This is a genomic window from Pseudomonas sp. CP-1, assembly GCF_021213715.1.
Lineage (GTDB): Bacteria > Pseudomonadota > Gammaproteobacteria > Pseudomonadales > Pseudomonadaceae > Pseudomonas > Pseudomonas aeruginosa.
In genome coordinates, this window is sequence record NZ_JAJQKY010000006.1 from 98082 (window position 1) to 124444 (window position 26363).

At 65.5% G+C, this 26363-nt stretch carries 30 protein-coding genes; 3 read left to right on the forward strand and 27 right to left on the reverse strand.

The annotated features are described in order from the left end of the window. Positions 1–46: 46 nt before the first annotated feature. From LT948_RS14080 to LT948_RS14095, 4 genes are all read right to left on the reverse strand, one after another. Positions 47–616 (reverse strand): DUF1285 domain-containing protein, encoded by a 570-nt coding sequence (locus LT948_RS14080; protein WP_009313837.1) that lies wholly within the window; start codon positions 614–616, stop codon positions 47–49. Then, positions 609–1241 (reverse strand): DUF4823 domain-containing protein, encoded by a 633-nt coding sequence (locus LT948_RS14085; protein ID WP_003091112.1) that lies wholly within the window; start codon positions 1239–1241, stop codon positions 609–611. The genes LT948_RS14080 and LT948_RS14085 overlap by 8 nt, the downstream gene beginning before the upstream one ends. 64 nt (positions 1242–1305) lie before the next feature. Next, positions 1306–2202 (reverse strand): radical SAM protein, encoded by an 897-nt coding sequence (locus tag LT948_RS14090; protein ID WP_073657004.1) that lies wholly within the window; start codon positions 2200–2202, stop codon positions 1306–1308. A 166-nt stretch (positions 2203–2368) separates the two neighbouring features. Further along, positions 2369–3007, reverse strand: coding sequence for a TetR/AcrR family transcriptional regulator (locus tag LT948_RS14095; RefSeq protein WP_003091114.1), 639 nt, complete (start codon positions 3005–3007; stop codon positions 2369–2371). An 85-nt stretch (positions 3008–3092) separates the two neighbouring features. Between LT948_RS14095 and LT948_RS14100 the strand changes: the two genes are divergently transcribed. After that, positions 3093–4226: an aminotransferase class V-fold PLP-dependent enzyme gene (locus LT948_RS14100; RefSeq protein WP_023875121.1), complete on the forward strand. Its 1134-nt coding sequence runs from the start codon at positions 3093–3095 to the stop codon at positions 4224–4226. Between the two features lie 225 nt (positions 4227–4451). On the opposite strand, the gene LT948_RS14105 is transcribed toward LT948_RS14100, so the two are convergent. The 13 genes from LT948_RS14105 to LT948_RS14165 form a co-directional block, all read right to left on the reverse strand. Then, the gene (locus tag LT948_RS14105) at positions 4452–5228 is read right to left on the reverse strand and encodes a TatD family hydrolase (RefSeq protein ID WP_023875120.1); all 777 of its coding nucleotides are present in this window, start codon (positions 5226–5228) and stop codon (positions 4452–4454) included. 14 nt (positions 5229–5242) lie between these two features. Continuing rightward, positions 5243–5599, reverse strand: a complete 357-nt coding sequence (locus LT948_RS14110) for a PilZ domain-containing protein (RefSeq protein WP_003091119.1) — start codon at positions 5597–5599, stop codon at positions 5243–5245. Between the two features lie 33 nt (positions 5600–5632). Continuing rightward, positions 5633–6619 (reverse strand): DNA polymerase III subunit delta', encoded by a 987-nt coding sequence (locus LT948_RS14115; RefSeq protein WP_003110200.1) that lies wholly within the window; start codon positions 6617–6619, stop codon positions 5633–5635. Continuing rightward, positions 6612–7244, reverse strand: a complete 633-nt coding sequence (gene tmk / locus LT948_RS14120; RefSeq protein ID WP_023099415.1) for a dTMP kinase — start codon at positions 7242–7244, stop codon at positions 6612–6614. The genes LT948_RS14115 and tmk overlap by 8 nt, the downstream gene beginning before the upstream one ends. A 28-nt stretch (positions 7245–7272) precedes the next feature. Beyond that, the gene (gene mltG, locus LT948_RS14125; RefSeq protein WP_004350892.1) at positions 7273–8322 is read right to left on the reverse strand and encodes an endolytic transglycosylase MltG; all 1050 of its coding nucleotides are present in this window, start codon (positions 8320–8322) and stop codon (positions 7273–7275) included. A gap of 5 nt (positions 8323–8327) precedes the next feature. After that, positions 8328–9143: an aminodeoxychorismate lyase gene (gene pabC / locus LT948_RS14130; RefSeq protein ID WP_003091129.1), complete on the reverse strand. Its 816-nt coding sequence runs from the start codon at positions 9141–9143 to the stop codon at positions 8328–8330. After that, positions 9143–10387 (reverse strand): beta-ketoacyl-ACP synthase II, encoded by a 1245-nt coding sequence (gene fabF / locus LT948_RS14135; RefSeq protein ID WP_003104132.1) that lies wholly within the window; start codon positions 10385–10387, stop codon positions 9143–9145. The genes pabC and fabF overlap by 1 nt, the downstream gene beginning before the upstream one ends. Before the next feature lie 128 nt (positions 10388–10515). Beyond that, complete coding sequence (gene acpP / locus LT948_RS14140) at positions 10516–10752, reverse strand: acyl carrier protein (protein ID WP_003091135.1); 237 nt, start codon at positions 10750–10752, stop codon at positions 10516–10518. A 195-nt stretch (positions 10753–10947) separates the two neighbouring features. Then, the gene (fabG, locus tag LT948_RS14145) at positions 10948–11691 is read right to left on the reverse strand and encodes a 3-oxoacyl-ACP reductase FabG (protein WP_003091137.1); all 744 of its coding nucleotides are present in this window, start codon (positions 11689–11691) and stop codon (positions 10948–10950) included. A 24-nt stretch (positions 11692–11715) separates the two neighbouring features. Further along, a complete protein-coding gene (fabD, locus tag LT948_RS14150) occupies positions 11716–12654 on the reverse strand; it encodes an ACP S-malonyltransferase (RefSeq protein ID WP_003091139.1) in 939 nt (312 codons plus the stop codon). A 105-nt stretch (positions 12655–12759) separates the two neighbouring features. After that, entirely contained in the window at positions 12760–13770 is a 1011-nt protein-coding gene (gene plsX / locus LT948_RS14155) for a phosphate acyltransferase PlsX (protein WP_071533934.1), read from the reverse strand. Between the two features lie 3 nt (positions 13771–13773). Continuing rightward, a complete protein-coding gene (rpmF, locus tag LT948_RS14160) occupies positions 13774–13956 on the reverse strand; it encodes a 50S ribosomal protein L32 (protein ID WP_003091143.1) in 183 nt (60 codons plus the stop codon). 13 nt (positions 13957–13969) lie between these two features. After that, entirely contained in the window at positions 13970–14506 is a 537-nt protein-coding gene (locus LT948_RS14165) for a YceD family protein (RefSeq protein ID WP_003091144.1), read from the reverse strand. 109 nt (positions 14507–14615) lie between these two features. On the opposite strand from LT948_RS14165, the gene LT948_RS14170 reads away from it, so the two are divergent. Continuing rightward, a complete protein-coding gene (locus LT948_RS14170; protein ID WP_019485452.1) occupies positions 14616–15194 on the forward strand; it encodes a Maf family protein in 579 nt (192 codons plus the stop codon). An 82-nt stretch (positions 15195–15276) separates the two neighbouring features. On the opposite strand, the gene sppA is transcribed toward LT948_RS14170, so the two are convergent. From sppA to rluC, 3 genes are read right to left on the reverse strand one after another with little or no spacing between them, the layout of a single operon-like run. Continuing rightward, positions 15277–16257, reverse strand: a complete 981-nt coding sequence (gene sppA, locus LT948_RS14175) for a signal peptide peptidase SppA (RefSeq protein WP_003091146.1) — start codon at positions 16255–16257, stop codon at positions 15277–15279. After that, on the reverse strand, positions 16250–16942 hold the full coding sequence (locus LT948_RS14180) for an HAD-IA family hydrolase (RefSeq protein WP_003091148.1): 693 nt from the start codon (positions 16940–16942) through the stop codon (positions 16250–16252). The genes sppA and LT948_RS14180 overlap by 8 nt, the downstream gene beginning before the upstream one ends. Then, on the reverse strand, positions 16935–17891 hold the full coding sequence (gene rluC / locus LT948_RS14185; RefSeq protein ID WP_003104143.1) for a 23S rRNA pseudouridine(955/2504/2580) synthase RluC: 957 nt from the start codon (positions 17889–17891) through the stop codon (positions 16935–16937). The genes LT948_RS14180 and rluC overlap by 8 nt, the downstream gene beginning before the upstream one ends. 576 nt (positions 17892–18467) lie before the next feature. Between rluC and rne the strand changes: the two genes are divergently transcribed. Further along, complete coding sequence (gene rne / locus LT948_RS14190) at positions 18468–21641, forward strand: ribonuclease E (RefSeq protein WP_023875117.1); 3174 nt, start codon at positions 18468–18470, stop codon at positions 21639–21641. A gap of 157 nt (positions 21642–21798) precedes the next feature. Here the strand turns inward: rne and murB are convergent, their stop codons facing one another. Genes murB through LT948_RS14225 form a run of 7 tightly spaced genes read right to left on the reverse strand, consistent with a single transcriptional unit; the run spans position 21799 to position 26336 of the window. After that, entirely contained in the window at positions 21799–22818 is a 1020-nt protein-coding gene (gene murB / locus LT948_RS14195) for a UDP-N-acetylmuramate dehydrogenase (protein ID WP_003091153.1), read from the reverse strand. Next, positions 22815–23279 carry a low molecular weight protein-tyrosine-phosphatase gene (locus tag LT948_RS14200; RefSeq protein WP_003091154.1) on the reverse strand — a complete coding sequence of 155 codons (465 nt, stop codon included), beginning with the start codon at positions 23277–23279 and terminating at the stop codon, positions 22815–22817. Before LT948_RS14200 ends, murB begins: the two co-directional genes overlap by 4 nt. Beyond that, the gene (gene kdsB / locus LT948_RS14205; protein WP_003130694.1) at positions 23279–24043 is read right to left on the reverse strand and encodes a 3-deoxy-manno-octulosonate cytidylyltransferase; all 765 of its coding nucleotides are present in this window, start codon (positions 24041–24043) and stop codon (positions 23279–23281) included. The genes LT948_RS14200 and kdsB overlap by 1 nt, the downstream gene beginning before the upstream one ends. Further along, positions 24043–24228 carry a Trm112 family protein gene (locus LT948_RS14210; protein ID WP_003091157.1) on the reverse strand — a complete coding sequence of 62 codons (186 nt, stop codon included), beginning with the start codon at positions 24226–24228 and terminating at the stop codon, positions 24043–24045. The genes kdsB and LT948_RS14210 overlap by 1 nt, the downstream gene beginning before the upstream one ends. A 37-nt stretch (positions 24229–24265) precedes the next feature. Beyond that, positions 24266–25264: a tetraacyldisaccharide 4'-kinase gene (lpxK, locus tag LT948_RS14215; protein WP_003130692.1), complete on the reverse strand. Its 999-nt coding sequence runs from the start codon at positions 25262–25264 to the stop codon at positions 24266–24268. Continuing rightward, positions 25264–25704 (reverse strand): ExbD/TolR family protein, encoded by a 441-nt coding sequence (locus tag LT948_RS14220; protein ID WP_003091161.1) that lies wholly within the window; start codon positions 25702–25704, stop codon positions 25264–25266. Before LT948_RS14220 ends, lpxK begins: the two co-directional genes overlap by 1 nt. Then, positions 25701–26336, reverse strand: a complete 636-nt coding sequence (locus LT948_RS14225) for a MotA/TolQ/ExbB proton channel family protein (protein WP_003091163.1) — start codon at positions 26334–26336, stop codon at positions 25701–25703. The genes LT948_RS14220 and LT948_RS14225 overlap by 4 nt, the downstream gene beginning before the upstream one ends. Between the last annotated feature and the right edge of the window lie 27 nt (positions 26337–26363).

Here is a 26363-nt window from a genome sequence, read left to right on the forward strand (position 1 = left end):
CAAACGAAAAAGGCTCCCTCGGGAGCCTTTTTTCATGCTGCGCCTGTCAGTCCGGCTGCGGACCGATGGGAAAGAACTCGCCGTGGCTCCAGACGCCGAGCCATTCGATGCCGTCGATCCGGCGCGGCACCGCCAGCTCGACCAGTTGGTAGAACACGTTGCGATGCACCAGCGCCTCGAGGTTGTCGCGCACCCGCAGGTAGGGCGTGGGTTCCTGGGTGCGGGGGTCGATCTCGACGCGCAGCGGATGCCCGGCGTCCGCCTCGACCTCGTCCTCGACGTTGGTGGCGAAGCGCAGTACCTGCGCCCCGCCCTCGCCCTGCACCTGCAGGGTCACCGCGACGAAGGGCGCATCGTCGACGCGGATACCGACCTTTTCCACCGGAGTCACCAGGAAATAGTCGTCGCCGTCGCGGCGAATGATGCTGGAGAACAGCTTCACCATCGGCTTGCGTCCGATCGGCGTGCCCAGGTAGAACCAGCTGCCGTCGCGGGCGATGCGCATGTCGATGTCGCCGCAGAACGGCGGATTCCACAGGTGCACGGGCGGCAGGCCCTTCTTTTCGCCCCTGGGGATCTGCGCCAGCAGGTCGTTGGCCTTGCCGGTATCACTCATAGCCTGTTCCTCGACTGTTCAGGCCCAGCAATTCCTGGGCGTATTGCTCCAGCGGCGGACGCAGCAGGTCTTCCGGGGTGGCGTCGTAGAACGTCAGGAAACCGCCGCGGCTGCGAATGGTCGCGCTGTCCACCAGGAAACGGGTGCTGGTCTCGATCAGCATGACCTGGATGACACTGCGATCGCGCCCGACCCGGCCGAGTTCCTCTTCGTCTTCCCACTCCTCCCAGTTGCCGATCCTGTTGTCGCCCCGGGCGAAACGGCAGTACAGCAGGTAGTGGGCGCCGGCGGCACGCGCCTCGCGCATCGCGTCGTCCAGGCCGAGCGGCGCCTTGGCGCGGCGCACCAGCGGGAAATACTCGACGAAACCTTCGAAGGCCTGCTCGGCCACCACGTTCGGCCGCGCGTACCGGTAGCCCGGCGGCACGAACGGGCCCTGGCCGATGTAGATGAAGGAGTCGGCCTGGATCCGCCGGTTGTTGCTGCGCTGGCTGGCGCTGTGATCGAGCACCCCGGCGTCGCGCAGGTAGTAGTCGGCGCCGTCGGCCAGGTCGCTGGGCTTCATGCAGGCGGACAGGCTGCCCAGGAGGAGCATCGCCAGGGCAATACGGAACAGGTGCAACATCGGTCATCTCCCCTGCCGGCGTCGGAAAACCGGCGAATGACGAGCCGATGCAGCTTCCGCGCCATCACAGGCCACGCTGCCACTCCTGGCGCAGGGCAGCGTGCTGCGGCTGCTCGATGGCCTGGCGGACCTCGGCCAGCAGGCGCGCCTTGTCGGCACCCAGCTCGCCCTTGAGCACCAGATAGTTGGAAGCGTGGTCGCTGCGAAATACCGTGTCTTCGAGCTCCAATCCCTGCAACAGGCGTTCGACCTCGACGAACAGGGCACGCCGATCCAGCGCCTCGAAATCGGCGAAGCCAGCACGGAAACGCTGCTCGCCGGTAGGGAAACTCACCACCAGGGTCGACAGGTACTCCGGCTGGGCGGCGTTCATCAGGCGCGCGGAGTTGTCCGCGTGCTGCGCGCTCAGGGTCATTCCGCCCAGACCGTTGAGGATCATCACCGAACGACTGATCCCCGCCTCGCCAAGCTTTTCCAGCGCATCCAGGGTAGAGGAATAGGTCTCGCCCTTGTTGACCCGTGCCAGCACTTCGTCGTCGCCGGACTCGGCGCCGACATAGGCCATTCGCAGCCCGACGTCGGCCAGTTCGCGCAACTCCTCGACCGACTTCCTGCGCAGGTTGCGCGGCAGGCAGTAGCTGGATACCCGCTCCACCTCCGGCAAGTGCTCGCGAATCGCCTGCAGCACCGCGAGCAGCCGGCGGGTCGGCAATACCAGGGCGTCGCCATCGGCGAGAAACACCCGCTTGACGATCAGGCGCTCGCCGCAGCGGCGGATCTCCTCCAGTACCTCGTTCTCGTCGCGGGCGCGAAATTTCTTTTGCGGCTGGGTATACATCTCGCAAAAGCCGCATTTGTTCCAGGAACAGCCATTGGTCACCGGGAGGATCAGCGAATGCGCCTCGCTCGGGGGCCGGAACACCGGTTCGATGTAGTGGATGGGGAATTCACGGACACTCATCGGAGAACTCCTGAACGAACGTGGAGCCGCCAGCGGGACGGAGCCACCGGCGGATTCGCCGGAAATGGGCAGCCGACGTCCCGCCGGCGGATCGATGGGCGACGAGTATATCCCTGCCGGCAAAGAGTGCGCGGGGCGCAGTGACTGCGTCCCGGCACCACAGGTATCAGGCGCTGGGAGCGTCGCCTTCGCGCTTGCGCTTGTTGCCCATGCGCACGCCGATATCCATCAGGAAGTGGAAGAAACCTTCCTGGTCTTCCAGCACCTCGCGCCAGAACGGCGAGTGGTACAGCGCCACGGCGCCATGCACCAACGCCCAGGCAGCGCAATAATGGAAGTACGGCGGAACGTTCTCCAGCTTGCCGTCGGCGATACGCTCCTTGATCAGTTGGGTCAGGCGTTCGAAGTTGGAGGCGCGGATCTTGTGCAGCTCCTCGACCATCTCCGGCACCTGGCTGGTCTTCACCACCTTCTCTTCCAGGCGGTCGAACAGGCGGTAGCGCTGCGGATCGCGCATGCGGAACTCGAAGTAGGCACGCGACAGGGCTTCCTTGTCGCGGGCTACGTCTTCGGAATGGAACAGGGCGGCGAGATCGCGCTCGTAGTCCAGCATCAGGCGCAGGTAGATCTCCGCCTTGGACTTGAAGTGCTTGTAGATCGTGCCTTTGCCGATGCCGACGGCATCCGCGATCATCTCGACCGTTACGCTGTCTTCCCCCTGTTCGAGGAACAGCTTGAGGGCGGTATCGAGAATCTCCTGTTCACGGCGACGAAATTCACGAACTTTGCGAGGCTCTTTCTGCATAAAAAGACTGTCAGGTCAAAATGAGTCAAAAATCGAAGCCGCGTATTATGCCTATTCAGCACGAAAATGCACGGAACATCCGACGATGAATTGTTACCAGGACGAATTCGACCAGACCAACGGTCTGCGCTACCTCAACCACGCAGCGGTCGCACCCTGGCCTAGACGCGCCGCCGACGCGGTGAGCGCCTTCGCCCGGGAGAACGTCGCCCACGGCGCCAGCGACTATCCGGAATGGCTGAAGATAGAACATCGCCTGCGCGAGCGCCTTGCCCGACTGCTCAATGCGCGCGCCGGCAGCGACCTCGCACTGGTCAAGAACACCTCCGAGGCGCTTTCCTTCGTAGCCTTCGGCCTGGATTGGCGAGAGGGCGACCAGGTCGTCATCGGCAACGAAGAGTTCCCCTCCAATAGAGTGGTCTGGGAAGCCTTGCGCCCGCGCGGCGTCGAAGTGGTCGAGGTCAGTCTCGCCGGCGACGACCCCGAGGGCGCCCTGCTCGCCGCCTGCGGCCCACGCACCCGCCTGCTGTCGATCAGCGCGGTGCAGTACGCCAGCGGCCTGCGCCTTGACCTGGAGCGCATCGGCACGGGATGTCGCCGCCGCGGCGTGCAGTTCTGCATCGACGCGATCCAGCAGCTCGGCGCCCTGCCCTTCGACGTACAGGCCTACGATTGTGCCTTCGCCATGGCCGATGGGCACAAGTGGATGCTCGGCCCCGAAGGGCTGGGCGTCTTCTATTGCCATCCCGAGCAGCGCGAGCGCCTGGCGCTGCACGAATATGGCTGGCACATGCTGGAACATGCCCTCGATTACGAGCGTCGCGACTGGCGGCCGGCGCGCAGCGCCCGGCGCTTCGAATGCGGCAGCCCGAACATGCTCGGCGCGATGGCCCTGGAGGCCAGCCTGGGGCTGTTGGAGGAGGTCGGCATGGAGCGGGTCGGCAGAGACATCGCCGAGCGCGTCCAGTGGCTACAGGACGGTCTGTCGGGAATTCCCGGGGTACGCCTGCACAGTCCGCGGAACCCGAGCCGACGCGCGGGCATCCTGACCTTCAGCCTGGACGGCCAGGACAGCCGGACACTCTTCGAAACGCTTCGCCAGGAGCGGGTCATTTGCGCCCAGCGTGGCGGAGGTATCCGTTTTTCCCCGCACTTCTACACGAGTTCGACGGTGATCGACGACACCCTGGCGATCTTGCGCCAGGTCGCAGGCACCTAGGTGCTCAAGGACGGCGAGGGTATTCCAAATCTGTTTAAAAAACCGCCAGCCCTGTCTGGACGCCCCACGAACATGACCAATACTGAAAGGTACTGGCGCGCGGTATCTCCCCCCAAGTACCCAGCCAGTGAAGGTACCGAGGAATGCGTACCTTTGTTCCACTCCTAATGGTCTTGACCCGGATTCATCCCCCAGAACCCGGGTTTTTTTTATCCGTTTGCCGGCCTAGCGGGCCAACGGAAACAGCCGATGGAAATTGGCGGTAGTCTGCTCCGCCAGGGTTTCCAGGCTGACGTCACGCAACGTCGCGAGGAATTCGGCGACATCGCGCACGTATTCCGGCAGGTTCGGCTTGCCGCGATGGGGAATCGGCGCCAGGTAGGGCGAGTCGGTCTCCACCAGCAGCCGGTCGGCCGGTACCTGGCGAGCCACCTCGCGCAGGGCATCGGCATTGCGGAAGGTGACGATGCCGGACAGGGAAATGTAGAAGCCCAGGTCCAGCGCCGATCGCGCCATCTCCCAGTCCTCGGTGAAGCAATGCAGCACGCCGGCCTGCGGCAACGCCGCCTCGCGCAGAAGCGCCAGCGTATCGGCGCGCGCCTCGCGGGTGTGCACGATCACTGGCTTGGCGGTGATCCGCGCGGCTTCCAGGTGCAGGCGAAACGCCTCCTGCTGCAACTCGGCGGCTTCCGGTTCGTAGTGGTAGTCGAGGCCGGTCTCGCCGATCGCCACCACCCGCGGATGCGCCAGTTCGCCTAGCAGCCAGTCCAGCGCTGGCGCGCTTCCGGGCTCCAGGTCCAGCGGGTGCACGCCGACCGAACAGTGCACGTCGGCATAGCGCTCGGCCAGGGCCTTCACCGCCTGGGCATTGTCGGCGCTGACGCCGATGCAGAGGAATTGACCGACGCCACGCGCTCGCGCGGCATCCAGCGCCGCATCGAGCGAGCCGCCATGGGCGGCCAGGTCGAGGCGATCGAGGTGGCAGTGGGAATCGACCAGCATGATCCTGTCTAGCGTTACATCGTGTGGGTCGGCCGGTCCGACTTCAGCGCCCCGGCCAGGTAGGTTTCGATCTTGTTGCGGGCGGTGTTGTCACCGTCGTTGAACTGCACGCCGATGCCCGCCGCACGGTTGCCCTGAGCGCCCTTCGGGGTGATCCAGACGACCTTGCCGGCCACCGGGATCTTCTCCGGCTCTTCCATCAGGTTGAGCAGCATGAAGACCTCGTCGCCAAGCTTGTAGTTCTTGTTGGTGGGAATGAACAGCCCGCCGTTCCTGATGAACGGCATGTAGGCGGCGTAAAGCACGGACTTGTCCTTGATGGTCAAGGACAGGATGCCGTTACGCGGCCCCAGATTGGGTGGCAAACTCATGCAGGTTCCTGCCAGTCGAATATCAGCGGGATTCTAGCCCGGCCCGGGCAGGCTTGCCCACTGCACCAGCAGGGCTTCGAGAAGCAGGACACGGTTGAGGTTGGCCTTGTTCAACACTTTCTGCCGCTGTTGCAGCAGCCAGTCCTGCATGGCCAGCACCTTGGCCTGCCCGGACTTGTCGCCCAGGTACTGGATCACCTTGCGCATGTCGGCCAGCCCCAGCCCCTCCTCGTCGCGGGTCAACTGGTAGCGCAGGATGCCCAGCGTCCAGTCGCAGAACCAGTCGAACAGCAATGGCAGCGGCACGCTGTTCCAGCTTTCGGCCAGTGGGCTGGCGGCGATCTGCTGCTTGAGCAGCTTCTTCACCCCCTCGACCACCTGCGCGCGCTGCTCGCGCACACCCTGGCCGTGCAGGCGCTGGGCGGTGAGCGGCGAGCCGCCGGAAAGCGCCAACAGTTCCTCCAGGGCCTCGGCCGGCTCGTCGGGCAGGGCCCGCGCCAGCCATTCCAGACTCGCCGCCGCACCCGGCAAAGGGCAGGCCTGCTGCACGCAGCGGCTCTTGATGGTCGGCAACAGGCGGCTGGGCTGGTGGCTGATCAGCAGCAGCACGGTATCGCCCGAGGGCTCTTCGAGGCTTTTCAACAGGGCGTTGGCGGCGTTCACGTTCATCGCCTCGGCGGGCTCGAGCAACACGACCTTGCGCCCGCCCAGTTGCGCGGTCTGCACCACGAAGCCAACCAGGTCGCGGACCTGGTCGACCCGGATCGGTTTCTCCGCTTCCTCCGGCTCCAGCACGAAGTAGTCCGGATGGGTACCGGCGGCCAGCAACTGGCAGGCCTTGCACTCGCCGCATGCGCCAGCGGCGGCGGGCCGCTGGCAGAGCAGCTGGGCGGCCCAATGCTCGGCCAGGGCGCGCTTGCCGATCCCGGCGGGACCGTAGAGCAGATAGGCGTGGGCGTGCTGGGCGCGGCCGCCCAGTTGGCTCCAGAGCGCCTGCTGCCAGGGATAGATATCAGCCATTCAGACGCTCCAGCAGATTCGGCAGCAGCCGATCCAGGCCAGCCTGCACCTCGGTCAGCGGCAACCCGGCGTCGAGCACCTGGTAACGCTCCGGGGCCTGCGCGGCGCGCTGCAGGTAGGTCTGACGCACGGCCTCGAAGAAGCGTCGGTCCTCCTGCTCGAAACGGTCGAGCCGGCCACGCGCCGCCGCCCGCGCCAGGCCGATTTCCACCGGCAGGTCGAAGACCAGCGTGAGGTCGGGCCGCAGGTCGCCCTGGACGAAGCTTTCCAGCGCGGCGATGCGCACCTCCGGCAAGCCGCGCCCGCCGCCCTGGTAGGCATAGGTGGCATCGGTGAAGCGATCGCAGAGCACCACGGCCCCGCGCGCCAGTGCCGGACGGATGACCCCGGCGATATGCTGGGCCCGCGCGGCGAACATCAGCAACAGCTCGGTATCGGCGGCCATCGGCTCGTCGCTGGGCGCCAGCAGCAGCTCACGGATGCGCTCGGCGAGAGGCGTGCCGCCAGGCTCGCGGGTCAACTGCACCTCGATGCCGCGCTCGCGCAGACGCTCGGCCAGGTAGTCGCGGTTGGTGCTCTTGCCGGCCCCTTCCGGGCCCTCCAGGGTGACGAACAGGCCGGTCACACGGCACTCCTTATCTTGACTGCGCCGCTCATTGTGGCGGCGGGGTGATGGGCGCGGGGCTGGAGCGATAGTCCGAGCGACGCTTCAACTGATACTCGCGGACCGCCTTGTTGTGTTCGTCCAGGCTGCTGGAGAACACGTGGCTGCCATCGCCGCGCGCCACGAAATACAGGGTCTCGCCCTCGGCCGGATGCAGCGCGGCGCGAATAGCCTCGCGCCCGGCCAGGGCGATCGGGGTCGGCGGCATGCCCGGCACCACATAGGTATTGTAAGGGGTCGGTTCGCGCAGGTCGGCGCGGGTGATCTTGCCGTTGTAGCGCTCGCCCATGCCATAGATCACCGTCGGATCGGTCTGCAACAGCATGCCGCGCTGCAGGCGGCGGACGAAGACGCCGGCGATCTGCGAACGCTCTTCCGGCACGCCGGTTTCCTTTTCCACCAGCGAGGCCATGATCAGCGCCTGGTAGGCGTCGCGATAAGGCAGGTCCTGGCTGCGGCCATCCCATTCCTTGGCGAGGATGGTCTGCATGCGCTGGTAGGCCTTGCGCAGTATGTCGATGTCGCGCATGCCACGGGTGTAGCGGTAGGTATCGGGGAAGAAGCGCCCTTCGGCCACTTCGTCGGGCTTGCCGAGGCGCTGCATGATCTCGCCGTCGCTCAGGCCGGCCAGGGTCTGCTCCAGCTTGCCCTGCCTGGCGAGCGCTTCGCGCACCTGGCGGAAACTCCAGCCCTCGACCAGGGTCAGGCTGTACTGCACCACCTCGCCTTCGCGCCAGAGTTCCAGCAGGTCGGCGCCCTTCATCCCCGGCAAGAGGCGGTATTCGCCGCTGTGCAGGGCCTGGCCCGGCAGGTTGAAACGCCAGTAGAGGCGCAGCCAGAACGCGCCATGGAGCACCTCTTCCTGCTCCAGACGCGCGAGCATGCCGCCCGGCGTGGAGCCCGAGGAAACGTCCAGCAGGCGCTCCTCGGTCAATTGCAGGGGCTGCTCCAGCGCCCGCTGCTGCTGCCATGCAGCCAGGCCGACGCAGAGGCCAACGAACAACAGGCCACTCTCCAGCAGCACCAGCAGTTTGCGCATCAAAGTCAGAAATCCAGGTCGTCGCGAAGTTGGTCTTGCAGTTTACGGGTCAGCTCGCCGACCGGCCAGACGTGCTCGTCCAATGCCCGGACCGGCCAGATGCCGAACTGGCTGTTGCACAGAAAGACCTCGTCGGCCGTCGCCAGTTCAGCCATGGAAACATCCCGTATCGCCAGCGGGACGCCGATTCCTTCGGCGCGCTCGAGCAATTCCGCGCGCATCACTCCCGCGACGCCGCAGCGCCGCAGGTCAGGCGCCACGAGGGTGCCGTCGAGAACCAGCAGCAGGTTGCTGAACACCCCCTCCACCACCCGCTCGTGCACGTCCAGCATGAGCCCTTCGGCATGCCCGGCGTCGCCCCACTCGGCACGGGCGAGGACCTGCTCCAGGCGATTGAGGTGCTTGAGGCCGGCCAGCAGGGGCTGCTCGGCCAGGCGCGTACGGCAGGCGAACAGGCGCACGCCTTGCTGCCAGTGGCGCTCGGGATAGGCCGGACGCGGCGATCCGGAGAGGATTCGCCGCGGCGAGGCCTCGGCAGGCGGCGCGTAGCCACGCAAACCCTCGCCGCGGGTGACGATCAGCTTGGCGACACCGTCGCCCAGCGCCGCGCAGAACGCCAGCAACTCCTGGCGCAACGCTGCGGCGTCGAGAGGGATCGCCAGGCGTCGACACCCCTCTTCCAGGCGCGCCAAGTGGCGCTCCAGAAGACGCGGCGTGCCGGCGCGCACCGCCAGGGTCTCGAACAGCCCGTCGCCATAGGCCAGTCCGCGATCGCGCACGGACAGCTCGGCGGCGGGCCGGCCGTCGACCCAGTCCAGCATCAGTCGGCGAACCTGCGGAACACCAGGGTGCCGTTGGTCCCGCCGAAACCGAACGAGTTCGACAGGGCCACGTCGATCTTGCGCGGCTTGGCTTCGTGGGCCACCAGGTCGAGGTCGCAACCTTCGTCCGGGTTGTCCAGGTTGATGGTCGGCGGGGCGACCTGGTCGCGCAGAGCCAGCACGCTGAAGATCGCCTCCACCGCACCGGCGGCACCCAACAGGTGGCCGGTCATCGACTTGGTCGAACTCATCGACAGCGCATGGGCATGCTCGCCGAACACGCTCTTCACCGCGGCGATCTCGGCGATGTCGCCGGCCGGGGTGGAGGTGCCATGGGCGTTGATGTAATCGACCTGCCGAGGATCCAGGCCGGCATCGCGCAGCGCGTTCTTCATGCAGCGGGCGGCACCGGCGCCATCTTCCGGCGGCGCGGTCATGTGGAAGGCGTCGCCGCTCATGCCGAAGCCAACCAGCTCGGCATAGATCCGCGCGCCGCGGGCACGGGCGTGCTCCAGTTCTTCGAGCACCAGGGCGCCGGAACCGTCGGACAGGACGAAGCCGTCGCGATCCCGGTCCCACGGACGGCTGGCACGGGTCGGCTCGTCGTTGCGAGTGGAGAGCGCGCGAGCCGCGCCGAAACCGCCCAGGCCGAGACCGCAGGCAGCCATTTCGGAACCGCCGGCGACCATCACGTCGGCCTCGCCATAGGCGATGTTGCGAGCAGCCATGCCGATGCTGTGGGTACCGGTGGTGCAGGCGGTGGTGAGGGCGTAGTTGGGCCCCTGCAGACCCAGGTGGATCGACAGGAAGCCGGAAACCATGTTGATGATCGAACCGGGCACGAAGAACGGCGAGATGCGCCGCGGCCCCTGCTCGAACAGGGATCGGCAGTTGTTCTCGATATTGGTCAGGCCGCCGATACCGGAACCCATGGATACGCCGATACGCTCACGATTGGCGTCGGTGACCTCCAGGCCGGAATCGCGAACGGCCTGGAAGCTGGCGGCGAGACCGTACTGGATGAACAGGTCGAGCTTGCGGGCTTCCTTGGCGGACAGGTATTCCTCGACATTGAAACCCTTGACCGAACCACCGAAGCGGGTGGAATAGGCGGACAGGTCCATATGCTCGATCGGGGCGATCCCGCTGCGACCGGCGAGAATACCTTCCCAACTGCTCGGGACATCCAGGCCCAGCGGCGACAGCATGCCCATGCCAGTAATGACGACGCGTCTACGCGACACTACGACTTCCTCTTTCTCATTTCACGGGGTTGCGCCGACAGACTACCAGAGTAGGTAAGGCGCTAAAGAAAAGCCGCACGCCCTTACAGGCTGTGCGGCTTTTCCACGTCGGAAAATCCGACGACTACTTATTGCTGGTGAGCAACGATGTAGTCGATGGCTTCCTGAACGGTGGTGATCTTTTCAGCTTTCTCGTCAGGGATTTCGGTCTCGAATTCCTCTTCCAGAGCCATCACCAGCTCGACGGTGTCAAGGGAGTCGGCGCCCAGGTCTTCGACGAAGGAAGCGCTGTTGGTGACTTCTTCTTCCTTCACGCCGAGTTGTTCAGCGACGATCTTCTTAACGCGTTCTTCGATGGTGCTCATACCTTGTTTTCACTCCTATGGAAAATCCGAGCAGCTGGGCTGCGGGTAAGTGTATAGAAAGGGTTTTCTGCTTTTCAAGCTGAACGCCTCACCTTCCCACGGCCACTTCGATAATTCTATCTAATAACCCGGCTGCAATTCCGCAACGAATTCTAGACAGCGCTTATGACAGGCCCGAGAAAGGTAACGTCACATTCAGCTCATGTACATCCCACCATTGACCGGCACGGTGGCCCCGGTCACATAGGCTGCGCCGTCCGAAGCGAGGAAGCCGACCACCTTGGCGATCTCTTCCGCCTGCCCCAGGCGACCCAGCGGAATCTGGCCCAGCAGCGCTTCGCGCTGGGCTTCCGGCAGCTCGCGGGTCATGTCGGTGTCGATGAAGCCCGGCGCCACCGCATTCACGGTAATGGCACGCGAACCGACTTCCCGGGCCAGCGCACGGGTGAAGCCCTCCAGGCCGGCCTTCGCCGCGGCATAGTTGGTTTGCCCGGCATTGCCCATGGCGCCGACCACGGAACCGATGTTGATGATGCGCCCCCAGCGGGCCTTGGTCATACCGCGCAGAACGGCTTTCGACAGACGGTAGAGACTGTTCAGGTTGGTGTTGACCACATCGAACCACTCGTCGTCTTTCATGCGCACCAGCAGATTATCGCGGGTGATGCCGGCGTTATTGACCACGATCAGCGGTTGGCCGAGATGCTGCTGGATGTGCTCCAGGGTCGCGGCTACGGATTCGTCGCTGGAAACGTCCAGGACCAGGCCCGCACCCTCGACGCCATTGGCCTTGAGGGTTTCGGCGATCTTCTCGGCGCCGGACGCGCTGGTCGCGGTGCCGATGACCACGGCACCCAGGCGCCCCAGTTCCAGCGCAATCGCCTGGCCGATGCCACGGCTGGCGCCGGTTACCAATGCGACCTTACCTTGCAGACTCATGGGATTCTCTCCTTTCACTCTCTCTCAGGCCAGGGCGGCGCGCGTGGCGGCGAACGCCTCGACGCCATCCAGGCCATGGGTATTGATGCCCTTCGCACAGCGCCTGTTGAGGCCTGCCAGGACCTTGCCCGGCCCGCACTCGACCAGCTCGGTGACGCCCTTTTCCGCCAGCAGCTGGATGCTCTCCACCCAGCGAACCGGGCTGTACAGCTGTGCCAGCAGGTCGCGGCGCAGCGTATCGAGATCAGCCGGCACGGCGGCGCTGACGTTCTGCACCAGCGCAATCTTCGGCGCCTGCCACTGCAAGCTTTCGACCGAGGCAGCGAACTGCTCGGCAGCCGGACGCATCAGCTCGCAATGCGACGGCACGCTGACCGGTAGCGCCACCGCGCGCTTGGCGCCGCGCGCCTTGCACGCCTCGATGGCACGCTCAACGGCAGCCGCGGCACCGGCGATCACTACCTGCCCCGGCGCGTTGAAGTTGACCGCGCTGACCACCTCGCCCTGGGCCGCCTCGGCACAGGCCGCCAATACATCGGCGTCTTCCAGGCCAAGGATCGCGGCCATGCCGCCCTGCCCCGCCGGAACCGCCTGCTGCATCAGTTGGCCCCTACGCTCGACCAGCTTGACCGCATCGGCGAACGCCAGGCTTTCGGCCGCGACCAGCGCGGAATATTCGCCCAGGCTGTGCCCGGCGACGAACGCCGGGCGCGCGCCGCCCTCGGCCAGCCAGAGGCGCCAGAGCGCGATCGAAACCGTGAGGATGGCCGGCTGGGTCTTGTCGGTCTGGTTCAGCCGCTCTTCAGGTCCATTCTGGACCAGCGCCCAAAGGTCGTAACCGAGCGCCTCGGAGGCCTCGGCGAAGGTATCGCGCACCAGCGCCTGCTGGGCGCCCAGCTCGGCCAGCATGCCGAGGGATTGCGAACCCTGGCCGGGGAAGACGAATGCGAGGGATGCAGACATTGAATAGGTCCCTTGTGGTCTTTTGCTCGTCGGAGATAACGCGCCAGCCGCGACTGGCGCAGGAAACTGAGTGTTGGATGGCTGCCTGGACCGCCCGGTCACACATTAGAGCAGCAGATGCTCGAGACGGCCATGCAATCGTTGCGGCAGGTTTTCCCGGACTTCCAGTGCCGCGCGACGCAAGGCGCTCTGGAAACCCTCCTCGGCGGCAGACCCATGGCTTTTCACCACTATCCCCTGCAATCCGAGGAAACTGGCGCCGTTATAGCGTGCCGGAGCGATATCGCCGCGCAGCCGGCGCAGCAGCGGCAACGCCAGCGCACCGACCAGCTTCGCCGCCAGTCCATCGCGGAAGCGCTGTTCGATCCGCGCCGACACCATGGCAGCCAGGCCTTCGCTGGCCTTCAGCAGGATGTTGCCGACGAAACCGTCGCAGACCACCACGTCGGCCTCACCGCGATACAGGCCATCGCCCTCTATATATCCGCTGAAATTCAACCCCTGCGCCTTCTGCAACAGACTCGCCGCCAGCTTGACCTGCTGGTTGCCCTTGATCTCCTCGGTCCCCACGTTGAGCAGGGCGACCCGGGGCGAGACGCAGCCCAAGGCCTCTGCCGCCACCGCGCCCATCACCGCGAACTGGTAGAGATGCTCGGCACTGCAATCCACGTTGGCGCCGAGGTCGAGCAGATGACAATGCCCCTTCTCGGTCGGAACCGCCGTCACCATCGCAGGGCGGTCGATACCGGGCAGGGTCTTCAGCAGGTGCCGCGACAGCGCCATCAACGCCCCGGTATTGCCGGCGCTGACGCACGCGTGCGCCCGGCCGTCGCGGACCAGCTCCAGCGCCACGCGCATGGAGGCGTCCGGCTTGCCACGCAAGGCCTGGGAGGGACGTTCGTCTGAACCTATCACTTCGCTGGCCGCATGCACGCGCAGGCGCTGCCGGTCGAGCGACGGATAGCGGGAAAGGAGTTCTTCGAGGAGGGCAGGCTGACCGACGAGGATCAGTTGCGAAGAGGAATTCTCTGCCAGGAAGGCAATAGAGGCCGGAACAACGCAGTGGGGACCGAAGTCCCCACCCATTGCATCAATCGCGATGATTGGTGCGGACAAGGATTACTCGTCGGAGCCCTTGTCTACTACCTTACGGCCGCGATAGAAGCCGTCCGGGGATACGTGGTGGCGCAGGTGGACTTCACCGGTGCTCTTTTCCACGGACAGAGCATTGGACTCGAGCGCATCGTGGGAACGACGCATGTCACGAGCGGAACGAGACTTTTTGTTCTGCTGAACAGCCATGATTGATTAACTCCTAAACGTTTGGGTCACGCTTCAACTGTGCCAGTACGCTGAACGGATTAGGACGCTTGTCCTCGACTTCGCTCGACTCCGGCTCGTCTTCGACGACGAATCCAGCCGGGTGCTGACATACTTCGGGGTCATGGGCCGGAACGATGGGTAAGGCGAGCAACAGCTCGTCCTCGACCAGCGCCAGCAGGTCCAGGGGTTCCTCCCCCACTTCCAGCGCATCGTACCCCTTCGGCAGACCGTCGGCGGACTGACCTTCCCGAAGAATGGCGTAGGTATATTCGCCATGCACGGGAATGGCCGCCGCATCCAGGCAGCGTTGGCATACCATGCTCACCTCGGTATCGAGCTGCATATGCATGACCGCCAGCTTCTGGTGGTCGCGCTCGAAGGAAACCTTCACGCGCACCTCACCGGCATCGCTGGTCAGTTGCTCGCATACACGCGGCATATCGGCGAGCGCGTACACACCCTCGAGGGTGGCGCCGCGGTCGACCAACTTGCGCGGATCGATATGAGGTGGAATCGGCCCATTCAACATAAGCGCGCCATTATAGGGACGCCCCCGCGCCTGTCAAAGGAAATTAGCCATAAACCGCTGTAAGGACGAGTCTTTTCGTTAAAATCGGCCGCTCGCCACGGAGAACCTCATGCCCGACCTGATCCTCGCCTCCAGCTCCCCCTACCGACGCGAACTCCTGACCCGCCTGCGCCTTCCCTTCGAAAGCGCCAGCCCCGATATCGACGAAAGCCATCGCGCCGGGGAAAGTGCCGAGGAACTGGTGCGCCGCCTTTCCGCCAGCAAGGCCGAAGCGCTGGCCGGACGCTATCCGCAACACCTGGTGATCGGCTCCGACCAGGTCGCCGTACTCGACGGCGACATCCTCGGCAAGCCGCACACCCCCGAACGCGCCATCCAGCAGCTACGGGACGCCAGCGGCAAGAGCGTGACCTTCCTCACCGGACTGGCCCTCCTCAACAGCGCCAGCCGGCGCATCCAGGTGGCATGCGTGCCGTTCACCGTGCACTTCCGCCACCTCGACGAGAGCCGCATCCGCCGCTACGTCGAAGCGGAACGCCCGCTGGACTGCGCCGGCAGCTTCAAGGCGGAAGGCCTGGGCGTCAGCCTGTTCCGCGCCACCGAAGGAGAGGACGCCACCAGCCTGGTGGGCCTGCCGCTGATCCGCCTGGTCGACATGCTCCTCGAGGAAGGCGTCGAAATCCCCTGAGCCGGCATTCCCATTTCCGGCATTCCCATATAAAGAAGCCCGGCTTCAGCCGGGCTTCTTTATATAAGGAAGGGAAACGCTCTCAGCGCAGTACCGGCCCCTGCCAGCCCATCCACAGCGCGAGGCGCTCCGCCACACTGGCACCGAACTTCTTGGCGAAGCGATCGAACGGCGACTCCTGCACGGTGTAGTCCTCGATCTTCTTCTCCTTCACCACTTCGCGCGCCACATAGCTGGCATTGCCCAGACCGTCGATCAAACCGAGCTGCAATGCCTGTTCGCCGGACCAGACCAGACCCGAGAACAGCTCCGGATGCCCCTCGACCTTGAGCCGGTCGCCGCGCCCTTTTTTCACGCTGTCGATGAACTGCTTGTGGGTGGTATCCAGCACCTGCTGCCAGAACTGGGTCTCCTCGGGCTTTTGCGGCTGGAAAGGATCGAGGAACGACTTGTGCTCGCCGGAGGTATAGACGCGTCGCTCGACACCGAGCTTCTCCATGGTGCCGACGAAACCGAAGCTGGCCGCCGTCACGCCGATGGAACCGACCAGGCTGGCCTTGTCGGCGTAGATCTGGTCGGCGGCGCTGGCGATGTAGTAGGCGCCGGAGGCACCCAGGTCGCTGATCACCGCATAGACTTTGACGTTCGGGTGCTCGCCGCGCAGGCGACGAATCTCGTCATAGATATAGCCCGACTGCACCGGACTGCCGCCCGGACTGTTGATCCGCAGGACGATCCCCTTGGTACCCTCATCCTTGAACGCCGCGCGCAGGGCCGTGACGATATTGTCGGCGCTGGCCGGCTCATCGTCGGCGATCATGCCCTTCACCTCGATCAGTGCCGTGTGGCTACCGCTGCGCGAGGCCGATTTCTCCAGGCTGCCGAACGGACTGAAGGCCAGCAGCACGACAAAGAGATAGATGAAGGTCAGCGACTTGAAGAATATTCCCCAGCGCCGCGCCCGCCGCTGCTCCTGGACCCCGGCGAGAACCGCCTTCTCCAGCAGCTTCCAGCTCTTGTCGTCATTCGCCTTCGGCGTTTCCGACTTCCACTCGTCAGACATGCTCAACCACTCCTGAAACCGCCTCACGTCGAGCACCGCCCAACCAGGCGCGCAACTCGGTGAAATGCTCAACTTCCAGCCGCGGCGCATAAGGCCGCAACTGCTCCAGCGATTGGGCGCCATAGGCCACCGCAACCGAATCCATCCCCGCCCGCCGCGCCATTTCCAGGTCGAACGGCGAATCACCGATCATCAGCGCCCGCCCCGGCTCGACCCGGCAGTGCGCCAGGATCTCGTGGAGCATCAACGGGTCCGGCTTGCTGGCCGTTTCGTCGGCGCAGCGGGTGATATCGAAGAAATCGCTCCAGCCATGCCCCGCCAGCACCCGGTCCAGGCCGCGCCGACTCTTGCCGGTGGCGACCGCCAGGCGGAACCCGGCCTCGCGAAAATGCACCATGGCTTCGGCCACGCCGGGGAACAACCGCGACGGCTGCGCCTCCTGCGCCAGGTAATGCTCACTGTAGGCACGCCGGAAACGCTCGACCAGAGCAGGGTCGCCAACCTCCGGATAGAGCGAAGCGATCGCCTCGGGCAAGCCGAGGCCGATGATGCCCTTGATCCGGGTATCGTCCCGCTCCGGCAGAGCGGTTTCCCGCGCCGCCGCCTTCATCGAATCGACGATGCGCGCGATCGAGTCGACCAGGGTGCCGTCCCAATCGAATACCAGCAACGCGTAATCAGTCATTCAAACGCTCCAGCGAACGCTGCCACATCTCGTCCACCGGCGCCTCCAGCTCCAGCACCTGCCCGTCGGGCAGCGGCACGCGCAACTGCGCGGCATGCAGGAACAGGCGCTTGCCGCCCAGCTCGCGGATCTCGCGGGAGAAATCCTCGTCGCCATACTTCGGGTCGCCGGCGATGGCATGCCCGGCGTGCTTGGCATGCACGCGGATCTGGTGGGTCCGCCCGGTGATCGGGCGTGCTTCCACCAGGGTGGCGAAATCGCCGAAGCGACGCAGCACCCGGAACTCAGTCAGCGCGTCCTTGCCCTCGACGTTCACCTCTACCATTCGCTCGCCCGAACGCAGGTTGTTCTTCAGCAGCGGCGCGCGCACGTTCTTCTTGCCAGCCGGCCAGTGGCCACGGACCAGGGCGTGATAGCGCTTGTCGACGATCTTCTCGCCCCGCAGGGCCTCATGCAGGTGACGCAACATGCTGCGCTTCTTGGCGATCATCAGCAGGCCGGAGGTATCGCGATCGAGACGATGCACCAATTCGATATCCTTGGCATCGGGGCGCAACTGGCGAAACACCTCGATGACCCCGGCGCTCACGCCGCTGCCGCCATGCACGGCGATCCCGGCGGGCTTGTTGACCACGATCAGCGCCTTGTCCTCGTAGACGATCGCCGCCTCCATCCGCTCCAGCAGCCCCTGCGCCAGCGGCGCCGGCTCATCACGCTCGGCCAGGCGCAGCGGCGGCACGCGCACCTGGTCTCCGGCCTGGAGCCGATAGTCGGGCTTGATCCGCCCCTTGTTCACGCGCACTTCGCCCTTACGCAGGATGCGATAGATCAGGGTCTTGGGCGCACCCTTGAGACGGGCGATAAGGAAATTGTCGATACGTTGACCAGCCAGTTCCGGCGGCACATCGAGCAGCTGGACACCGGTGGTCGGAGAGGCGGGAGTAGTCATCCGTACATCATAACAATTTTTCATTCAATTGAAGCACTTAATCATTGCTGCTATAGTCGGGAAGCCGCCATAAGCGGCCTGGCCTGCGGATGATTGCCAACCTGCATTTCCCCCTCGCCTGCAAACACTTTGAACGGACGTCAGGCCGTCCTACAGAGGCGTTTCAGCGGAAATACGAAAATTTCCAACCCGCTAACGACTCGAAACCAAAGCCTTGAAACATGAGCCGCGACCACTTCGGTGAGCGCGAGATGCCAACCCGCTCCGGATACTGCGAGCGGCGCCCGATTCTTAAGGAACATGTGTAGGGTGGAGATGTACGGCTGTTGGACTGCGTAGCTTCTAGCTTGATCCAGACGCATTTTTCGTCCGCCTCCGACAGCCGATTCCTCCTCCTGACTCAAGTGCTTCTGAAACACAGGAAGCAGGAGACGTAGTCGCGGACCGGCACCCAGTGCCGAGCGCCGCTGGACACGGGAATGGCCCGCCATTCCTGAATACGCGCCCGAGCACCGACCGTGAGAGTCGTGTGTGCCGATCGCCGTTTCCGGTAGCCCCGGAAACCATTGGTACTACATGAAAAGAATGCTGATCAACGCGACTCAACCCGAGGAGTTGCGTGTTGCACTGGTCGACGGCCAACGCCTGTTCGACCTCGACATCGAGTCGGGCGCCCGCGAGCAGAAGAAGGCCAACATCTACAAAGGCCGCATCACTCGCGTCGAACCCAGCCTCGAAGCCGCCTTCGTCGACTTCGGCGCCGAACGCCACGGCTTCCTCCCCCTCAAAGAAATCTCCCGCGAATACTTCAAGAAATCCCCCGAAGGCCGGATCAACATCAAGGAAGTCCTGAGCGAAGGCCAGGAAGTCATCGTCCAGGTCGAGAAGGAAGAGCGCGGCAACAAGGGCGCCGCCCTGACCACCTTCATCAGCCTGGCCGGCCGTTACCTGGTGCTGATGCCGAACAACCCGCGCGCCGGCGGCATCTCCCGCCGTATCGAAGGCGAAGAACGCAACGAGCTGCGCGAGGCCCTGAACGGCCTCAACGCACCGGCCGACATGGGCCTGATCGTGCGCACCGCCGGCCTCGGCCGCAGCACCGAGGAACTGCAGTGGGACCTCGACTACCTGCTGCAACTGTGGAGCGCGATCAAGGAAGCGTCCGGCGAACGTGGCGCGCCCTTCCTGATCTACCAGGAAAGCAACGTCATCATCCGCGCCATCCGCGACTACCTGCGCCAGGACATCGGCGAAGTGCTGATCGACAGCATCGACGCCCAGGAAGAAGCCCTGAACTTCATCCGCCAGGTGATGCCGCAGTACGCCAGCAAGGTGAAGCTGTACCAGGACAGCGTTCCGCTGTTCAATCGCTTCCAGATCGAGAGCCAGATCGAGACCGCCTTCCAGCGTGAAGTGAAGCTGCCGTCCGGCGGCTCCATCGTCATCGACCCGACCGAGGCCCTGGTTTCCATCGACATCAACTCGGCGCGCGCCACCAAGGGCGGCGACATCGAGGAAACCGCCCTGCAGACCAACCTGGAAGCGGCCGAGGAAATCGCCCGCCAGCTGCGCCTGCGTGACATCGGCGGCCTGATCGTCATCGACTTCATCGACATGACCCCGGCGAAGAACCAGCGCGCCGTGGAAGAGCGTGTCCGCGAAGCCCTCGAGGCCGACCGCGCGCGCGTCCAGGTCGGTCGCATCTCGCGCTTCGGCCTGCTGGAAATGTCCCGCCAGCGCCTGCGTCCGTCCCTCGGCGAGACCAGCGGCATCGTCTGCCCGCGCTGCAACGGCCAGGGCATCATCCGCGATGTCGAGTCGCTGTCGCTGGCCATCCTGCGCCTGATCGAGGAAGAAGCCCTGAAGGACCGCACCGCGGAAGTCCGCGCCCGCGTGCCCTTCCAGGTCGCCGCCTTCCTGCTCAACGAGAAGCGCAACGCCATCACCAAGATCGAACTGCGCACCCGCGCGCGCATCTTCATCCTGCCGGACGATCATCTGGAAACCCCGCATTTCGAAGTCCAGCGTCTGCGCGATGACAGCCCCGAACTGGTTGCCGGCCAGACCAGCTACGAAATGGCCACCGTCGAGCACGAAGAAGCCCAGCCGGTCAGCTCGACCCGCACCCTGGTCCGCCAGGAAGCAGCAGTCAAGACCGTCGCTCCCCAGCAGCCCGCACCGCAACATACCGAAGCACCGGTCGAGCCGGCCAAGCCGATGCCCGAGCCGAGCCTGTTCCAGGGCCTGGTGAAGTCCCTGGTCGGCCTGTTCGCAGGCAAGGATCAACCTGCCGCCAAGCCTGCTGAAACCAGCAAGCCGGCTGCCGAGCGCCAAACCCGCCAGGACGAGCGTCGCAACGGCCGCCAGCAGAACCGCCGCCGCGATGGCCGCGATGGCAATCGCCGCGACGAAGAGCGCAAGCCCCGCGAGGAACGCGCAGAGCGCCAACCGCGCGAAGAGCGCGCCGAACGCCCGAACCGCGAAGAGCGCAGCGAACGCCGCCGCGAAGAGCGCGCCGAGCGCCCGGCTCGCGAGGAGCGCCAGCCGCGCGAAGGCCGTGAAGAGCGCGCCGAGCGGACGCCCCGCGAAGAACGCCAGCCGCGCGAAGGCCGCGAAGGTCGCGAGGAACGCAGCGAACGCCGCCGCGAAGAGCGCGCCGAACGCCCGGCTCGCGAAGAGCGCCAACCCCGCGAAGGCCGTGAAGAACGCGCCGAGCGCCCGGCCCGCGAAGAGCGCCAGCCGCGCGAGGATCGCCAGGCTCGCGACGCCGCGGCCCTGGAAGCCGAGGCGCTGCCGAACGACGAGAGCCTGGAGCAGGACGAGCAGGACGATACCGATGGCGAGCGCCCGCGCCGCCGCTCCCGCGGCCAGCGTCGTCGCAGCAACCGCCGCGAACGCCAGCGCGAGGTCAGCGGCGAGCTGGAAGGCAGCGAGGCGACCGATAACGCCGCCGCGCCGCTGAACACCGTCGCAGCCGCCGCTGCTGCCGGTATCGCTGTCGCCAGCGAAGCCGTAGAAGCAAACGTGGAGCAAGCCCCGGCCACTACCAGCGAGGCTGCCAGCGAAACCACGGCAAGCGATGAAACCAACGCACCGACCAGCGAAGCCGTCGAAACCCAGGGCGCGGACAGCGAGGCCAATGCCGGCGAAACCGCCGACATCGAAGCGCCGGTGACCGTCAGCGTGGTCCGGGACGAAGCCGACCAGAGCACCCTGCTGGTCGCGCAAGTCACTGAAGAAGCTCCCTTCGCCAGCGAAAGCGTGGAAAGCCGCGAAGACGCCGAGAGCGCCGTGCAACCGGCAACGGAAGCGGCCGAAGAAGTTGCCGCCCCGGCGCCCGTCGAGGTAGCAGCCCCTAGCGAGCCCGCAGCCACCGAGGAGCCGACCCCGGCCATCGCGGCGGTGCCGGCCAACGCGACTGGCCGTGCCCTCAACGACCCACGGGAAAAACGTCGCCTGCAACGCGAAGCCGAGCGTCTGGCACGCGAAGCCGCAGCAGCAGCCGAAGCGGCAGCTCAGGCCGCTCCCGCCGTCGAGGAGATCCCGGCTGTAGCGAGCGAGGAAGCGTCGGCCCAGGAGGAACCTGCTGCACCCCAGGCTGAAGAAATCGCCCAGGCCGACGTTCCGTCTCAGGCGGACGAAGCCCAGGAAGCGGTACAGGCCGAGCCTGAAGCTTCCGGCGAAGACGCCGCCGACACGGAGCACGCGAAAAAGACCGAGGAAAGCGAAACCTCGCGCCCGCATGCCTGAGTGACAGGCTGAAAAAAGGGGATGCCATGGCATCCCCTTTTTTTGCGCGCCATTCCGCGGCACTCCGGCATACCGCCCGTCATGACCAGAGCCGCCGAACACGCACAATGAAAAAGGGATGCCGCCGGCATCCCTTTTTCATTCTCCAGCCGCACCCTCAGTAGAGATTGGGTTCAGGCTCCAATTCGACGCCGAAACGCCGACGGACGTCCTCCTGGATACGCTCGGCCAATGCCCGGACCTGGGCACCAGTGGCGCCGCCATGGTTGACCAGGACCAGCGCCTGCTGCGCGTGTACCCCCACCGGGCCATCGCGGAAACCCTTCCAGCCGCCCTTGTCGATGAGCCAGCCTGCAGCCAGCTTCAGCCGACCGTCCGCCTGCGGATAGCCGACCAGATCCGGGAAGGCCTGACGCAAGCGTTCGGCCTGCGCCGCATCCACCAGCGGGTTCTTGAAGAAGCTGCCAGCATTGCCCAATACGGCGGGGTCGGGCAGCTTCTCCCGGCGAATGGCGCAGATTACCCGGCTTACGTCCCTGGCCGTCGGACTGGCGATGCCCTCCTCCTCCAGGCGCTGGCGTACCGGCCCGTAGTCCAGGTGCAGCCTCTCCCGCCGCGTCAGGCGCAGGCGCACGCGGAGGATCAGCCAGCGATCCGGCTCCTGCTTGAACAGGCTATCGCGGTAGCCGAAACGGCAGGCCTGGCGATCGAACTCACGCAGGGTTCCATCCTGGCGATCCAACGCCGTCAGACTGTCGAAGACGTCCTTCAGCTCCACGCCATAGGCGCCGATGTTCTGCATCGGCGCCGCACCCACGGTGCCGGGAATCAGGCTGAGATTTTCCAGACCGGCCAGGCCCCGTTCCAGGCTCCATTGCACGAATGGGTCCCAGGCCTCGCCCGCCTCCGCCTCGACCAGCACCGAATCCGCGGCATCGGAAACAATTCGCCGCCCCTGGCTGGCCATGCGCAATACCAGCGCCTCGACGTCACGGGTCAGCAGCAGGTTGCTGCCACCACCGATCACCAGCAGCGGCAATCCACGCTCCCGAGCCAGGGCCAGGGCTTCGCGCACATCAGCCTCGTCCCGGGCGTGGGCCAGCAGGCGGGCGCGCACGTCGATGCCGAAGGTGTTATAGGGCTTCAGCGAGCAATGCTCTTGCAGTTCCAGGCTCACAGTCGCCCCTTGGCTTCGATCAACAGACGGTCGCAGGCATGTTCGATCAGGTCGAGGACCTGCTCGAAGCCTTCTTCGCCGCCATAGTAGGGATCGGGTACTTCGTCCCGCTCGGATCCGTAGCGACGCAGGAACAGATCCAGTTCGGCGGCACCGCGCCCGGCACGCAGGGTCTCGAGGTCGGCCAGGTTGGACAGGTCCATGGCCAGGATCAGGTCATGGCAGGAGAAATCCTCGATGCCGACCTGGCGTCCACGCAGTGCCGACAGATCGTAGCCGCGCCTTTGCGCGGCAAGGCGGGTGCGCTGGTCAGGTGCCTTGCCGACATGCCAGCCGGCGGTGCCGGCGGAATCGACATGAATACGGGAGGCCAGCCCGGCCTCCTCGACCTTGCGCCGGAACACGCCTTCGGCGGTGGGCGACCGGCAGATGTTGCCCAGGCAGACGAACAGGACGCGCATCAGTCCCCCAGCACGCGGCGAACGCGTTCGAGGTCTTCCGGCGTATCCACGCCCGGAAGCATGGTTTCGCGGGCATCGGCCACATGGATTCGCACCCCGTGCCAGAGCGCGCGCAATTGCTCGAGGCTTTCGGCGTTCTCCAGCCAGCACGGTCCCCAGGCGACGAAATCGGCAAGGAAACCCACGCGATAGGCGTAGATGCCGATGTGGCGACGATAGGGCACGCCCTCCGGCAGGCTGTCGCGATCGCGGGCGAAGGCGTCGCGAGCCCAGGGCAAGGGCGCACGACTGAAAGTCAGGGCCAGGCCGTCGATGTCGGTGGCGACCTTGACCACGTTCGGATTGAACAGCGCGGAGACCTCATGGATCGGCTCGGCCAGGGTAGCGATGGCGGCTTCCGGGTGCGCCGCCAGGTTGGCCGCCACCTGATCGATGAGCGCAGGGGGGATCAGCGGCTCGTCGCCCTGGACGTTGACCACGATGGCATCGCTGGCCAGGCCGAGCCGGGAAGCGACTTCCTCCAGGCGATCGGTGCCGGAGTTGTGCTCGGCACGCGTCAGCAGCGCCTCGGCGCCGAACCCCTGGCACGCCGCCAGGATGCGTTCGTCGTCGGTGGCGACGACCACGCGGCTGGCGGCGCTCTTGCGGGCCTGATTCCAGACACGCTGGATCATTGGCTGGCCGGCGATATCCTGCAATGGCTTGCCGGGCAGACGAGTGGAGGCGTAGCGGGCGGGAATGACGACAGTGAACGCCTGGGTCATTACTTGTCCAGCCGCTCGTCCACGTTCAGGGAGCGAGCCTCGCTCTCCAGCATCACCGGGATGCCGTCGCGGATCGGATAGGCCAGGCCGGCCTGCTTGCTGATCAGTTCAGTCTTGTCTTCGCTGAGCACCAGCGGGCCCTTGGTCAACGGGCAGGCAAGAATATCGAGGAGTTTCGGGTCCATGGCGGAGTCCTTCATACAATGGCGGCACGGCCGCCGGTCAGCGCGCCAGGAGATGCTCGAGTCGGGCGTCGAACCAGGCGACGAATGCAGGGGAAGGCACCGCATCGACCGCCAGGTACCACCAGTCGGCCGCTGCGAAAGCCCGGCATTTAACGGCATCCTTCTCGGTCATCAGCAGCGGCAGCGGCGGGCTGAACGCCAGTTCGGCCGCCGTGTAGGTCGCGTGATCCGGGAAGGCATGCGGAATCGCTCGCCAGTGTAGCGCCTCGAGCGTCCTGAAGAAACGCTGCGGATTGCCGATCCCGGCCAGGGCGTGGACTTCCTGGCCCGCGGGAAAATGCTCCAGCGGTCGGCGCTCGCCGCTCTGCAGGTTGATCAGCGCAGTAGGCTGCAAGCGGAATGCGTAACCGCCGTCAGGATCCTCGTCGGCGCCGTTGTAAAGCAGCGCGTCGACGCTTTGCAGACGCTCCGCCGGTTCGCGCAACGGACCGGCCGGCAGGCAACGACCATTGCCGAGACCGCGCGCGGCATCGATCAGCACCAGCTCCAGATCGCGCGCCAGGCGGTAGTGCTGCAAGCCATCGTCGCAGAGGACCAGGTCCAACTGCTCTTCGGCGAGCAGCGCCTGCAGGGCGCGCGGACGATCCGGGTCGATCATCAGCGGCACGCCGCTGCGCCGGACGATCATCAGCGGTTCGTCGCCGGCCTCCGCGGCGTCCTGCTCGGCCCGCACCCGCCACGGCGTGGTGGGCGGCCGGGCACCATAGCCGCGGCTGATCACGCCAACCCGCAAGCCGCGAGCCCTGCAGTGCTCGATCATCCAGAGGATCATCGGCGTCTTGCCGGTTCCGCCGACGGTGATGTTGCCTACCACCAGCACCGGCAGCGGTGCCCGGTAGGCGGGCTTGCGCCCGGACAGGAAGTCCGCCCGGCGGCCGTTCGCCACCCGACGATAGAGAGCCTCCAACGGACGCAGCAGCGCCAGCGCCGGATGCCCCTGGTACCAGGCGGCGAGCAGTCGCTCGGAGAACGACATCAGGGCTTGGCCGCCGTGTTCTCGACCGTGGTGATGCGCAGGTGGACGAAGCCCAGCTTGCCCGCTGCGTCCATCGCCGTGACCACCGACTGGTGGGTGGACTTGGCATCGGCGCTGATCACCACCGGCAGGTTGTTGTCGCCCGCCGATTCACGCTGCATCGCCGCCATCAGGGTGGCCAGGTCGCTCTTGGCCAGCGCCTGCCCGTTCAAGGCGTAGTGCCCCTCGGCATCCACCGAGAGTTCCAGTTGCTTCTGCTCGGTGCCGGCGGTTTCGCCGCTCTCCGCCGATGGCAGCTCGATGTTGAGCTGCTCGGGGCGGGTGAAGGTGGTACTGACCACGAAGAACAGCAGCAGGACGAAGATCACGTCGATCAGCGACGCCAGGTTGATGAAGACGTCTTCACGGGCGGCACCCGCCCGTCTGCGGCGGAATTTCACGCTTTGCCTTCCTCGACGTAGTCGACTTCACGATCGCCCTGCACCACTTCCACCAGCTTGATGGCCTCCTGCTCCATGGCGATCACCAGTTCGTCGACCCGCCGCAGCAGGTAGCGATGGAAGAACACCGCCGGAATCGCCACCAGCAGGCCGGCGGCGGTGGTGATCAATGCCTTGGAGATGCCCGCGGCAAGCATCGGCGAGTTGGCCATGCCGTTGTCCATGAAGGCGCCGAAGATCTGGATCATGCCGAACACCGTACCCAGCAGGCCCAGCAGCGGCGCCATCGCGGCGATGGTGCCGAGGGCGTTGAGGTAGCGCTCCAGCTCGTGGATGACACCGGAAGCAGCCTCCTCGATGCACTCCTTCATGATCTCGCGACCGTGCTTGGAGTTGGCCAGGCCGGCGGCGAGGATCTCTCCCAGCGGCGAGTTGGCGCGCAGGTCCTTGAGCTTCTGGGCGCTCAGTTGCTTGCCCTTGATCTGCTTCCACACCTGGCCGAGCAGCTCGGGCGGCGCGACGCGGCTCTTGCGCAGCGTCCACAGGCGCTCCGCGACGATGGCGGTGGCGGCGATCGAACTCAGAATGATCGGCAGCATCATCCAGCCGCCGGCTTGAACCAGTTCCCACACAGTGGCATATCCCCGAAAAAAAAGTGG

Excerpts from the sequence above, each read along its gene's own strand:
- LT948_RS14080 (WP_009313837.1), bottom strand. The coding sequence starts at position 616 with ATGAGTGATACCGGCAAGGCCAACGACCTGCTGGCGCAGATCCCCAGG.
- LT948_RS14085 (WP_003091112.1), bottom strand. The coding sequence starts at position 1,241 with ATGTTGCACCTGTTCCGTATTGCCCTGGCGATGCTCCTCCTGGGCAGC.
- LT948_RS14090 (WP_073657004.1), bottom strand. The coding sequence starts at position 2,202 with ATGAGTGTCCGTGAATTCCCCATCCACTACATCGAACCGGTGTTCCGG.
- LT948_RS14095 (WP_003091114.1), bottom strand. The coding sequence starts at position 3,007 with ATGCAGAAAGAGCCTCGCAAAGTTCGTGAATTTCGTCGCCGTGAACAG.
- LT948_RS14100 (WP_023875121.1), top strand. The coding sequence starts at position 3,093 with ATGAATTGTTACCAGGACGAATTCGACCAGACCAACGGTCTGCGCTAC.
- LT948_RS14105 (WP_023875120.1), bottom strand. The coding sequence starts at position 5,228 with ATGCTGGTCGATTCCCACTGCCACCTCGATCGCCTCGACCTGGCCGCC.
- LT948_RS14110 (WP_003091119.1), bottom strand. The coding sequence starts at position 5,599 with ATGAGTTTGCCACCCAATCTGGGGCCGCGTAACGGCATCCTGTCCTTG.
- LT948_RS14115 (WP_003110200.1), bottom strand. The coding sequence starts at position 6,619 with ATGGCTGATATCTATCCCTGGCAGCAGGCGCTCTGGAGCCAACTGGGC.
- mltG (WP_004350892.1), bottom strand. The coding sequence starts at position 8,322 with ATGCGCAAACTGCTGGTGCTGCTGGAGAGTGGCCTGTTGTTCGTTGGC.
- pabC (WP_003091129.1), bottom strand. The coding sequence starts at position 9,143 with ATGCTGGACTGGGTCGACGGCCGGCCCGCCGCCGAGCTGTCCGTGCGC.
- acpP (WP_003091135.1), bottom strand. The coding sequence starts at position 10,752 with ATGAGCACCATCGAAGAACGCGTTAAGAAGATCGTCGCTGAACAACTC.
- fabG (WP_003091137.1), bottom strand. The coding sequence starts at position 11,691 with ATGAGTCTGCAAGGTAAGGTCGCATTGGTAACCGGCGCCAGCCGTGGC.
- fabD (WP_003091139.1), bottom strand. The coding sequence starts at position 12,654 with ATGTCTGCATCCCTCGCATTCGTCTTCCCCGGCCAGGGTTCGCAATCC.
- rpmF (WP_003091143.1), bottom strand. The coding sequence starts at position 13,956 with ATGGCTGTTCAGCAGAACAAAAAGTCTCGTTCCGCTCGTGACATGCGT.
- LT948_RS14165 (WP_003091144.1), bottom strand. The coding sequence starts at position 14,506 with ATGTTGAATGGGCCGATTCCACCTCATATCGATCCGCGCAAGTTGGTC.
- LT948_RS14170 (WP_019485452.1), top strand. The coding sequence starts at position 14,616 with ATGCCCGACCTGATCCTCGCCTCCAGCTCCCCCTACCGACGCGAACTC.
- sppA (WP_003091146.1), bottom strand. The coding sequence starts at position 16,257 with ATGTCTGACGAGTGGAAGTCGGAAACGCCGAAGGCGAATGACGACAAG.
- LT948_RS14180 (WP_003091148.1), bottom strand. The coding sequence starts at position 16,942 with ATGACTGATTACGCGTTGCTGGTATTCGATTGGGACGGCACCCTGGTC.
- rluC (WP_003104143.1), bottom strand. The coding sequence starts at position 17,891 with ATGACTACTCCCGCCTCTCCGACCACCGGTGTCCAGCTGCTCGATGTG.
- rne (WP_023875117.1), top strand. The coding sequence starts at position 18,468 with ATGAAAAGAATGCTGATCAACGCGACTCAACCCGAGGAGTTGCGTGTT.
- LT948_RS14200 (WP_003091154.1), bottom strand. The coding sequence starts at position 23,279 with ATGCGCGTCCTGTTCGTCTGCCTGGGCAACATCTGCCGGTCGCCCACC.
- kdsB (WP_003130694.1), bottom strand. The coding sequence starts at position 24,043 with ATGACCCAGGCGTTCACTGTCGTCATTCCCGCCCGCTACGCCTCCACT.
- LT948_RS14210 (WP_003091157.1), bottom strand. The coding sequence starts at position 24,228 with ATGGACCCGAAACTCCTCGATATTCTTGCCTGCCCGTTGACCAAGGGC.
- lpxK (WP_003130692.1), bottom strand. The coding sequence starts at position 25,264 with ATGTCGTTCTCCGAGCGACTGCTCGCCGCCTGGTACCAGGGGCATCCG.